We start from the raw sequence: 9,195 nt of genomic DNA, 5'->3' as shown, positions 1-9,195 counted from the left end.
CCTCGGGGCCGCGTCCTCTTCGAGCGAGAAGACGACCGGGGGCGAGGCCGGGGTCCCCTCGGCGTCCGACAGCGGGCGCACGTGGGCGCCGAAGGCGCGCAGCAGGGCGGCGAGCGTCGGGTCGTCCGTCGCGAAGGAGCGCCCCGCGATGAGCATGTTCGTGGCCCGCGCGTAGGCGCGTAGCAGCAGCTGGGCGGCGAGTGGATCCAGGGCGCTGTTCATGCGTCAAACGTAGCAACTGTGGCGTCAGTGTCGGGGATGAGCCAGGGGGCGACCAGGGCGGTCCCTCATAGAAACGCGCGGGGCTGCGGGCCTATCGTTCACACATGACACACGACACGGCGGGTCTGGTGACCCGAGCACTGACGAAAACATACATGCGTGGGAACACGCCCGTCCACGCCCTGGCAGGCGTCGACCTGACCCTCCCGCAGGGCACGCAGGTGGCGATCATGGGTCCCTCGGGCTCCGGCAAGACCACGCTCCTGCACTGCCTGGCGGGCGTGCTGCGCCCCAGCTCCGGGTCAATCATGCTCGACGGCGAGGAGATGACGACCATGTCGGAGCGGGTGCTCTCCGACCTGCGCCTGCGCCGCTTCGGCTTCGTGTTCCAGGACGGCCAGCTCCTGCCCGAGCTGCCCACGCAGGAGAACATCGCGATGCCCCTCATGCTCGCGGGCACGCCCAAATCGCAGGCCATCGCCCGCGCACGCGAGATCCTGACGAACCTCGGCCTCGACGGCGCCGGCCCCTACCGCCCCGGCCAGCTCTCGGGCGGCCAGGCCCAGCGCGTCGCGATCGGGCGCGCGCTCGCCACCAATCCTTCGGTGATTTTTGCGGACGAGCCCACGGGCGCCCTCGACCAGGCAACCGGCGGTGAGGTCATGGCCCTCCTGACGAGCGCCTGCGCCTCCACCGGCGCATCCCTCGTCCTCGTCACCCACGACCCCGCCGTCGCCGCGCGCCTGCCGCACACGATCCACGTGCGCGACGGCCGCATCTCCCTCGAGGCCCGAGGCAGTGGCGCCCCCATCCAGGGGGTGGCCCGATGAGCGCCGTGCGCACAGCCGCCGGAGCGCTCCTGCGGTCACGCGACCGGGCGACGAGTGTCCTCACGGTCGCTGCCTTCGCCCTGCCGCACGCGTTCCTGCTCGCGGTCACCGGCGGCGTCATGGCCTTCGGGGCGCGGGCAGCCGTCGCCGCGACGTCGGCCACGGCCGACGATCCCTCGAGCCTCGACGGGATGGCGTCCTTCTACGTGATGCTTGCGTACTTCGCGGCCACCCTGCTGATCGTCCCCATCATCTCGATGGGTGCGGCGGCCGCGCGCCTGGGCATGAGTCGGCGTGAGCGTGACCTCGCGGTCCTGCGCCTCGTCGGCCTCGCGCCGGGCAAGACGAAGCTTGCCTGCATCCTCGAAACCTGCGTGTTCGCGGTTGTCGGCGTCGTCGTCGGATCGATCCTGTACGCCGTGACACTGCCCGCGTGGGGTGCCCTGTCCTTCCAGGGACGCCCGATGGGGGCCAGCGAGATGTGGGTGGGGGTCGTGGCCCTTCTCGTCGAGGGGCTCGCCATGATCCTTTTGGCCGCCCTGTCCTCGTGGCTGGCCATGCGCAAGGTCGCGATCACGCCCCTGGGCGTCGCTCGCCGCAGCCAGGCGGGTCGTGTGAGCGCGGTCGGCCCCGTCCTTGGACTGGTCCTCCTCGTCCTCTGGCTGAGCGTCGGCACCCTCGCGATGAACCTGGGGACTGCTATCGGCATGGCCGTGTTCATGGGCTTCATGGGTGCGATCTTCCTGATCGTCAACCTGGTGGGCGTCTGGTCGATCAGCCTCATGGGGCGCATCATGGCTCGGGCCTCGCGCACCCCTCAGATGATGGTGGCTGGGCGCCGCATGGCCGACGACCCGCGCGCCGTGTGGCGCTCCTTCGGGGCGGTTGCCCTCGTCGGGTTCCTCGTGGGCATCATGTATCCGGCGAGTGATGCGATCTCGATGAGCGGGGACAGGACCGACGAGATCGCGCTTATCGTCATCGGCGACATCAACCGGGGCATGCTGCTCACCTTCGCGATCACCCTCGCGCTGGGAGCTGTGTCGACCGCGGTCAACCAGTCGATCCGCGTCCTCGACTCCGCTGACCAGGTGCGCGCCCTGTCCTACATGGGGTCGCCGCGCGGCTTCATGGACCGCAGCCGTCGCCTCGAGGTCGCGATTCCCGCGTTCGTCATGATCGTCGGCTCGATGCTGCTCGGCATGGTGTTCATGTCGCCGATGCTTGCGGCGGGTGCGGGAAAGGGCTTCCTCATTGCGCTCGCCTCGGCGATTGTGGGCGTCATTCTCATCGTCGTTGCCTCCGAGGCAACCGTCCCGCTGCGCCGCCGAATCCTCGCGAGCGTGCGCGAGGGGCGGGAGTAGAGCGCTCGTCGCTAGTCACGTGGTCCGAGCTACGGGGGAATGTAAAACCGTCGGGGTGTGAGTGTATGGAGAAGGGGGGCGAACCTCTTGGTTCGCCCCCCTTCTGGTGGCTCACTTCTCGAGCTTGTCCTTGACGTCCTCTGCCTTGTCCTTGGCGTCGTCGGCGATCTCCTCTGCCTTGTCCTTGGCATCCTCGGCGGCCTCTTCGACCTTGTCCTTGGCGTCTTCTGCCTTGTCCTTGGCGTCGCCAGCGAGCTCAGCAAGCTTGTCCTTGGCTTCTTCAGCCTTCTCCTTGGCCGCGTCAACGACCTTCTCGAAGCCTTCTTCAGCCTTCTTGGCCAGATCTTCCAGACTCATAATTCTCTCCTCGAAGTAGGGTCGTTCGACGGTTGAACGAACCCAACTATTGTAACATGAGCTGTGATCGACAGCTCATTTGTGTCAGTGTGTAAATTTTTTACGATTTGTGGTCGCGCGCAAGTTGCTTGACATTAAAGAAATCAAACACGTGTGACGCGCGCCTCATGGGTGCTAGGATTGCGCCATTTACACCGCACACGTCAATGGAGACATCGTGTACCGCTCGCCTTCCCAGTACTCGCACGCGGAGGGGGTCGGTGGGGCCGCGCGAGGAGTGCAGGTCACCAGGCCAGCCGTGCGTCGCCGGTCCCCGCGCCGCCCTCATACCCGCCCGCCGCGCGTCCGAGCGTGCGCACGCGAACCGAGCTCGACGAGGAGATCTTCTCCCTGTCGGCCTCGACCCGATCGTCACTGTCCATGGGTGCGCGGCGCTTGTCGCGGCTCGGTGCCCTCGTGGTCGCGATGCTGCCGGCTGCGGCCGTTGCGCTATGGTGGTAGTTCTGAGCCGACCTCGGCGTTCTCCTGAACGGAACGGACGGGCGATACGGAGTCGGTTCCATCATCTGGAGGTGTTGTGTTCCTCGTCGGTTTTCTTCTGCTTGCTGCCCCCGTCCTATTTGTTGCCTTACTGGCGCTGGCTGTCGACGGCACGGCAGCAAAAAGTCGTGAAAGAAAGGCCGCCGATGAGGTGGCGCGGGCCAATCTAGCCGATGGATCTGCGGACAACGCGGGCGAGTTGATCCGCGAGAAACGGCGTCAGGGTTCGAGTGTGGTGCGCGTCTGCGTCATTCTGGGCTTCGTCCTCATCGGAAGCATGCTGTACCTGCCGCCGTTGGCCTGGCTCGCCAGCTTTTTTGATCCGGACGGTAACCCGCCCGCAGTCGCCATGAACTTGGCCTTCTTCTCCGCGCTGCTCTTTATCGCTCCGTTCGGCATGCTTGCGTTCCTGTGCGCCCTCCTCGTGCGCTTCTTCGAAAAGGGCAAAGAGAGGGATCAGGAGCGCTCAGAGTGACCATGCGCGTGCCGCACGAGGCGCCGTGAGGTTGCCCCGGCCTCGTCGCAGGTCGCGCGCACCCGGGCCTCCGGTCGGGCACAATGAAGGCATGACGACCCCCACTGACCCCGCGCGTTACGCGGGCGCCGACCTGCGCCTGGCCGCCGTCGATATGGACGGCACCCTCCTGGACGATGACAAGAACTTTCCGCCCGGCATGGACGAGCTGCTCGACCAGATGGACGCGCGCGGCGTCACCTTCGCGCCCGCGTCCGGCCGCCAGGTGTGGACCCTCATCGACATGTTCCCCGGGCGCCTGGGCATGACCGTCATCGGCGAGAACGGCGGCATCGTCATGCGCGACGGCGTCGAGGTCTCCTCCAGTCCCCTCGACGCCCCCACCATGCGCGAGGCAGTCCGCCTCGTGCGGGAAGCCACCTCGGGTCCGGACGGGATCGACGGCGGCCTGGTCATGTGCGGCAAGCAATTCGCCTACGTCGAGCGCACCGACGACCGCTTCGTCGAGGGGGTCATGCCCTACTACCACCGCACGAAGCGCATCGACGACCAGATCGCCGTCATCGACGCGATCGAGGCCGGCGAGATCGATGACGCGATCGTCAAGCTCGCCGTGTACGTCATTGGGCCGGTCCAGGCGCTCGCGGAGGCCACCCTGGCCAACTTCGCCGACACCCACCAGTACGCGATTTCCGGCGCGAACTGGGCTGACCTGCAGATTCGCGGCGTCGACAAGGGTAGCGCCGTGCGCGACCTGCAGCGCTTCCTCGGCGTGGATCGTTCCCAGACCGCCGTCTTCGGCGACGCGGGAAACGACCTGTCGATGATGAGCGAGGGGGACCTGTCCTTCGCGATGGCCAACGCGTCCGCGGACGTCATCGAGGCCGCGCGCTTCGTCGCGCCCTCCAACAACGAGGCCGGGGTTGCCCAGGTGCTGCGCGTTCTCCTCGGGTGAGTGTTCGTTGCGCGGCTAGGAACTTACCGTTAATCTCAATTCTTGAAAGACTTTTCGGTACGGGGGATGTGTGGGTTTTTCACAGTCTCGTTGCCGCATGTCGGTGTAACACAGGAGGAACCTAATGAGCACCCCCTATCCTCAGCAGCCTGCGGGGCAGCCCGCAGTTCCCGCGCAGCCCGTGCAGCCCGCGCAGCCTGTGGGGCAGGCGCCGCAGGTTGCGCCCCAGGTGGGACTACCCGCGCAGCCCGCGGGGCAGGCGCCGCAGGTTGCGCCCCAGGTGGGACTACCCACGCAGCCCGCGGGGCAGGGGTATTCGACGGCACCTCAGGGATTTGCGCCGGGCTATGTGCCCATGCCTCAGGGGCCTGTGAAAGTGCGGGTTAACTACCTCTCTCTCGTCTTTGGAATTTGTGTATGGGTGCTCATCGCACTGTTAGTGCTGGACGCGTGGAGATTGATGCACTCGCCGGATGTGTCCGCGAGCGGGGCGGATATTGTCGGCTTCTATCCTCTTTTTGTGCTGGGCTTCGGCGGTCCGTTGAACCTCATCGGTGTCATCGTCGCTTCCTCAAGGGCGAAGGAGAAGCCGGTGAAATGGAAGTTCAACAGACTGGGGATTATCCTCAATGTGACCCCGTACATTATCTTTTTCGTTTATTTCGTTCTTATGTTCATTGTCGTGACTGTGGCTCAGTTTTTGTCGTAGGTCGTTGGCGCACGCCCAATGATGGCGCGTGCTTGTTCTTGACCAGGCCGCCGCTGCGATCACTGGGGGGAGAATGATATGAACGACTGCAGCGTTCCCGCAGGTGGACCTCGTGAACGCATGTCGCGACGGATGTACGGGCTGTCCCTGTTCTGCGTATTCGCGGGACTTGCGGTCATGATCGGTGGCTTTATCGTCCGATCAGCCTCGGTTGTTGACGAGATGAGCGCCAGCGCGAACCTCGTCATTCCCGGCGACTCTGCAGTGATGAGCGACGGCGAGTTTATCCGTTCCCTCCTGCCCGTCGTCGGCGCGTCTGGGATCGTTCACCTCGTCGGTGTTATCGCCGGGTTAGTGGGACGAGCGCGAGCCGAGGGGCGCAGGGAGCTCGGGCGCTGCGCGCTCTTCTTGGCTGGTTGTCCGTTGCGCTGGCAGGAACTTACCATTAGTCTCAATTCTTGAAAGACTTTTCGGTACGGGGGATGTGTGGGTTCTTCACAGTCTCGTTGCCGCATGTCGGTGCAACACAGGAGGAACATGATGAGCATGCCTTATCCTCAGCAGCCTGCGGGGCAGCCCGCAGTTCCCGCGCAGCCTGTGCAGCTCGCGCCGCAAGGGTCGCCGCAGGTTGTGCCCCAGGCGGGAGCGCCATATTCGCTGGCGCCCCAGCGCCAGGTCCCGGAAAAGATCAGTAGGCTGTCCTTCATTTTTGCGATCATCGGACTGGGTGTCCTGGTTCTGTCACTCCTGTACTGCGCCTATATCGTTTTCACTGCTGTGCACAGTGATCATCCCGAAGGCGGTGGCTTTGTATGGATCATTCCGTTCGCTGTATACATATGCCTCCTGCCACCCATCAATCTTGTCGGTCTGATTGCTGGCTTCCTGAAGGTGGGGCCCTCGGTCTCTGGCCGACAGCGGATGTGGAGCCTGCTCGGTATCGGCCTGAATATTCTTCCCTGGGTGATCGCTGCAGCTCTTCTTGCCTGGATTCGCACGTCGAGCTTCCCCGGTGCTGCTGGCGCCGTGATGGCTCTCGGATGACTATTGTCTGCGAATAGCGCCCATTAGGTGGAGGAAGCAAATGAGTATGTCGTATCCACAGCAGCCCGCGGGGCGGCCCGCAGCTCCCGCGCAGCCAGCGCAGGCGCCGCAGGTTGTGCCCCAGGCGGGAGTGCCCGCGCAGCCTGCATATCAGGGGATCGCTCCGGGCTATGCACCAGTGCCTCAAGGGCCCGTGGTTCAGAAGGTGAATTGGCCGTCGATCATCCTGGGTATTATCGGGTGGACCCTCATCGGCCTGACGCTGCTGGCCATGTGGATGGCCCTGCGAGCTAGCGCGTCCGATCCTGACCCGAGTGGCAAAGATATAATCGGTTTCTTTCCGCTCTTCGCCCTGGTAATCATTGGCCCGGTGAACCTCGCCGGTGGCATTGCCGGGATCGTGGGGGCCGTCGGAAAGCCCAAGACGCTCAAGCTCAACTGGTTGGGAATCCTCCTCAATGCGAGCCCGTACGTCATTTTCACAGTCCTCCCGTTCTTGCTGGCGATACTCTTCGGCCGCTGAGCCGTGGGGCAGCTCACGTGTCCAACAATGTTTGTGGGTGCATGCCCACCGTCGGCCCGCTCGCAAGGGCGTGCGGCTGTGCTGGTATTACCGCGATGATCAACTCATGAAGGAGCGATTGTGACAATGTCGGATTCTCGCGCCCCGAACTCACACACCTATCGGAGCGGAGGAAATCAAGGCGGGATACCCGCGGCTCCCTACGCGCCCGGGCAGGCTGCGCCGCAGGGAGTCAACCCGTACCAGGCTGCTGGCCCGTACCAGGGGTATCCGCAGTCCTGCCCGGTCGGCCCCCAGGTGCAGATGCCCCCGCGGGTCAACTGGGTGTCCATTGCTTGCGGGGCGGCGGTGTGGTCACTGCACCTGATAACCTATCTGGGGCTTTGGCTGCTGACCAGCACGGAATTTGGGAAGACCCATTACTCAGTTTTACTTTTCGTCAACCTTATTCCGCAGATAACAATTTCGGTCATGCTCCCCCTCAACATGACTGGCCTGGTCATCGGGATCAGGAGGCTCTCGGATCGGTCGAGGAAGTGGCGGTTGAATTGGTTGGGGATCGTCCTCAACGTGAGTCCATATATCTATTTCGCAATCTGTTTTATCCTCTGGGTGATGAACGGCAGTACGCACTAGACATAAGGGCAAGGAGCAGTGAATGACTGTGCCGATCAACAATCCTCAGCCGGACAGCAACGGGGATAGTGTGCCGTATCAGGGGAGTATGCCCTACCAGAGTGGCGGACTCTATCCGGGTGATGGGTTCTACCAGGGTGGTGTCCCCTACCAGAATGGCGGGTTCTACTAGGGTGGCGGACCCTATCTGGGATACCCTCAGACCTATGTCGCCCAACCCCAGGTGAGCTTCCCTCCGCGGGGCGACCGGATCAGCATCTCCTGTGGAATCGCAGGGTGGGTCATCATTGTTCTGGCTCTCCTGGCCCATGGGGCACCCCAGGTGCTGCGCGCCCTGCTGGGGTAGCTGTCCGTTGCACGGGTAGGAACTTACCGTTAATCTCAATTCTTGAAATACCCGTTGGATGGAGGACACCGTGAGCATGCCCGGATACACGCAATATGGAGGCAGGCCGACCCAGGCGGGCCCCGCGCAGCTGAGCGTAGCGCCATATCCGGGGCTTCAGCCGGGAGTGCCCGCCTACCCGGGTATGCAGCAGGTGCCCCCTCAGCCCGCCGTTTCCGCCGAGAAACGAGGCGGAAAAATGGCGAGCTGGATCTCCCTGGTCTGCGGAATCATCGGACTGGTCATCGTCGGCGCGACAGTGTTTGTCATGTGGGAGATGATGAATGATCCCACAACGCGTTCGGACCCGAGCGGAGCGGACATCATCGGATTCTTCCCGCTCTTTGCGTTTATCTTCATGGGTCCCGTGAATACGCTCGGATTCGTGACTGGGATTATGGGTGTTGCACTCACCCCGAAGGCAAAGACAGTCGTCGGATGGCTGGGTCTTCTTCTCAATGCAGCCCCCTACGTGGCGTTCGTTGCCACTATATGGTTGATCCCCTAGCCGATGAGCGTGCGTGAGTAACGAACAAAGGATCAGCAAATGAGCGTACCGACCAACAGCCCGCAGCTAAGCGGCTACCCGGGAGCGCACAACCCGCAGGGGGCCAGCCCCTACCAGGGGAGTGCGCAGCAGGGGGCCACGCCCTACCAGGGGAGCGCGCAGCAGGGCGCCGCACCCTACCCGGGCGGCGTTCCCCAGTCGTACCCGGGTAGTGCTCCCCAGCCCTACGGCGGGGCGCAGACGCAGGTGAGCACGAAGAAGATCCCGGCCGCTTTTATCCTCGGTATCGCGGTCTGGGTAGCAATCTTCCTGATCATCGGCGTGACGGTGCTGATGATATGGGATTCGGCCGACGAGAGTGCTTCGGCGCGGGCTGGGATCGCCGTCGTTCCGATGTTTGGATTCCTGGTCGTCGTCCCGCCCCTCGTCCTCTTCGGCCTGATCGCCGGCGGATCGGCGAATAAACGCCTCATGACGCGCAAGCAGCTCATCATGAACAGGATCGGCATCGGCCTGAGCGTCGCGCCGTTCGTCGTTTTCTTCCTGCTCTACGCAGGCAGCATTATCGTGACGATGATCGAGAGGGGGCTCTAGCCCATGAATCAGCGTCAGCCCTACCCTGCCGCGGTGCCCGCGTCGCCCCTATC

The 9,195-nt window shown here is 63.9% G+C and carries 12 protein-coding genes and 1 pseudogene; 11 read left to right on the top strand and 2 right to left on the bottom strand.

All coding sequences use genetic code 11. From position 1 onward, the window contains the following. A pseudogene (locus tag HMPREF1138_RS08905) lies at positions 1 to 222 on the bottom strand (adenosylhomocysteinase); the annotation flags it as partial. Between the two features lie 104 nt (positions 223 to 326). On the opposite strand from HMPREF1138_RS08905, the gene HMPREF1138_RS08900 reads away from it, so the two are divergent. Beyond that, on the top strand, positions 327 to 1,052 hold the full coding sequence (locus HMPREF1138_RS08900; protein ID WP_009058899.1) for an ABC transporter ATP-binding protein: 726 nt from the start codon (positions 327 to 329) through the stop codon (positions 1,050 to 1,052). Continuing rightward, positions 1,049 to 2,416: an FtsX-like permease family protein gene (locus tag HMPREF1138_RS08895; protein ID WP_039937731.1), complete on the top strand. Its 1,368-nt coding sequence runs from the start codon at positions 1,049 to 1,051 to the stop codon at positions 2,414 to 2,416. The genes HMPREF1138_RS08900 and HMPREF1138_RS08895 overlap by 4 nt, the downstream gene beginning before the upstream one ends. Before the next feature lie 111 nt (positions 2,417 to 2,527). Here the strand turns inward: HMPREF1138_RS08895 and HMPREF1138_RS08890 are convergent, their stop codons facing one another. Continuing rightward, positions 2,528 to 2,773 carry a YtxH domain-containing protein gene (locus HMPREF1138_RS08890; protein WP_009058911.1) on the bottom strand — a complete coding sequence of 82 codons (246 nt, stop codon included), beginning with the start codon at positions 2,771 to 2,773 and terminating at the stop codon, positions 2,528 to 2,530. Positions 2,774 to 3,124: 351 nt separating this feature from the next. Between HMPREF1138_RS08890 and HMPREF1138_RS11525 the strand changes: the two genes are divergently transcribed. The 9 genes from HMPREF1138_RS11525 (at position 3,125) to HMPREF1138_RS08840 (ending at position 9,142) form a co-directional block, all read left to right on the top strand. Then, entirely contained in the window at positions 3,125 to 3,274 is a 150-nt protein-coding gene (locus tag HMPREF1138_RS11525) for a hypothetical protein (protein ID WP_009058905.1), read from the top strand. Between the two features lie 76 nt (positions 3,275 to 3,350). Further along, complete coding sequence (locus HMPREF1138_RS08880) at positions 3,351 to 3,788, top strand: hypothetical protein (RefSeq protein ID WP_009058889.1); 438 nt, start codon at positions 3,351 to 3,353, stop codon at positions 3,786 to 3,788. Between the two features lie 91 nt (positions 3,789 to 3,879). Beyond that, the gene (locus HMPREF1138_RS08875) at positions 3,880 to 4,743 is read left to right on the top strand and encodes an HAD-IIB family hydrolase (protein ID WP_009058907.1); all 864 of its coding nucleotides are present in this window, start codon (positions 3,880 to 3,882) and stop codon (positions 4,741 to 4,743) included. Between the two features lie 124 nt (positions 4,744 to 4,867). Continuing rightward, positions 4,868 to 5,452: a hypothetical protein gene (locus tag HMPREF1138_RS10520; RefSeq protein WP_050981253.1), complete on the top strand. Its 585-nt coding sequence runs from the start codon at positions 4,868 to 4,870 to the stop codon at positions 5,450 to 5,452. 120 nt (positions 5,453 to 5,572) lie between these two features. After that, on the top strand, positions 5,573 to 5,914 hold the full coding sequence (locus tag HMPREF1138_RS08865) for a hypothetical protein (protein WP_238318636.1): 342 nt from the start codon (positions 5,573 to 5,575) through the stop codon (positions 5,912 to 5,914). 75 nt (positions 5,915 to 5,989) lie between these two features. Then, positions 5,990 to 6,496: a hypothetical protein gene (locus tag HMPREF1138_RS08860; RefSeq protein ID WP_039937726.1), complete on the top strand. Its 507-nt coding sequence runs from the start codon at positions 5,990 to 5,992 to the stop codon at positions 6,494 to 6,496. Positions 6,497 to 6,689: 193 nt separating this feature from the next. Continuing rightward, the gene (locus HMPREF1138_RS08855) at positions 6,690 to 7,019 is read left to right on the top strand and encodes a hypothetical protein (protein ID WP_009058895.1); all 330 of its coding nucleotides are present in this window, start codon (positions 6,690 to 6,692) and stop codon (positions 7,017 to 7,019) included. Between the two features lie 1,052 nt (positions 7,020 to 8,071). Continuing rightward, positions 8,072 to 8,548 carry a hypothetical protein gene (locus HMPREF1138_RS10515; protein WP_155887165.1) on the top strand — a complete coding sequence of 159 codons (477 nt, stop codon included), beginning with the start codon at positions 8,072 to 8,074 and terminating at the stop codon, positions 8,546 to 8,548. Positions 8,549 to 8,587: 39 nt separating this feature from the next. Next, on the top strand, positions 8,588 to 9,142 hold the full coding sequence (locus HMPREF1138_RS08840; protein WP_009058903.1) for a hypothetical protein: 555 nt from the start codon (positions 8,588 to 8,590) through the stop codon (positions 9,140 to 9,142). Positions 9,143 to 9,195: the final 53 nt, after the last annotated feature.

The organism is Actinomyces sp. ICM58 (assembly GCF_000283035.1).
Lineage (GTDB): Bacteria > Actinomycetota > Actinomycetes > Actinomycetales > Actinomycetaceae > Pauljensenia.
The sequence above is the reverse complement of the archived record's forward strand: the minus strand, read 5'-3'. Positions and strand labels throughout refer to the sequence as shown.

What these genes read in the sequence shown, in the direction of transcription:
- HMPREF1138_RS08865 (WP_238318636.1), top strand. Translation starts at nt 5,573, where the DNA reads ATGTCGCGACGGATGTACGGGCTGTCCCTGTTCTGCGTATTCGCGGGA.
- HMPREF1138_RS10520 (WP_050981253.1), top strand. Translation starts at nt 4,868, where the DNA reads ATGAGCACCCCCTATCCTCAGCAGCCTGCGGGGCAGCCCGCAGTTCCC.
- HMPREF1138_RS08840 (WP_009058903.1), top strand. Translation starts at nt 8,588, where the DNA reads ATGAGCGTACCGACCAACAGCCCGCAGCTAAGCGGCTACCCGGGAGCG.
- HMPREF1138_RS08860 (WP_039937726.1), top strand. Translation starts at nt 5,990, where the DNA reads ATGATGAGCATGCCTTATCCTCAGCAGCCTGCGGGGCAGCCCGCAGTT.
- HMPREF1138_RS08900 (WP_009058899.1), top strand. Translation starts at nt 327, where the DNA reads ATGACACACGACACGGCGGGTCTGGTGACCCGAGCACTGACGAAAACA.
- HMPREF1138_RS08895 (WP_039937731.1), top strand. Translation starts at nt 1,049, where the DNA reads ATGAGCGCCGTGCGCACAGCCGCCGGAGCGCTCCTGCGGTCACGCGAC.
- HMPREF1138_RS08890 (WP_009058911.1), bottom strand. Translation starts at nt 2,773, where the DNA reads ATGAGTCTGGAAGATCTGGCCAAGAAGGCTGAAGAAGGCTTCGAGAAG.
- HMPREF1138_RS08875 (WP_009058907.1), top strand. Translation starts at nt 3,880, where the DNA reads ATGACGACCCCCACTGACCCCGCGCGTTACGCGGGCGCCGACCTGCGC.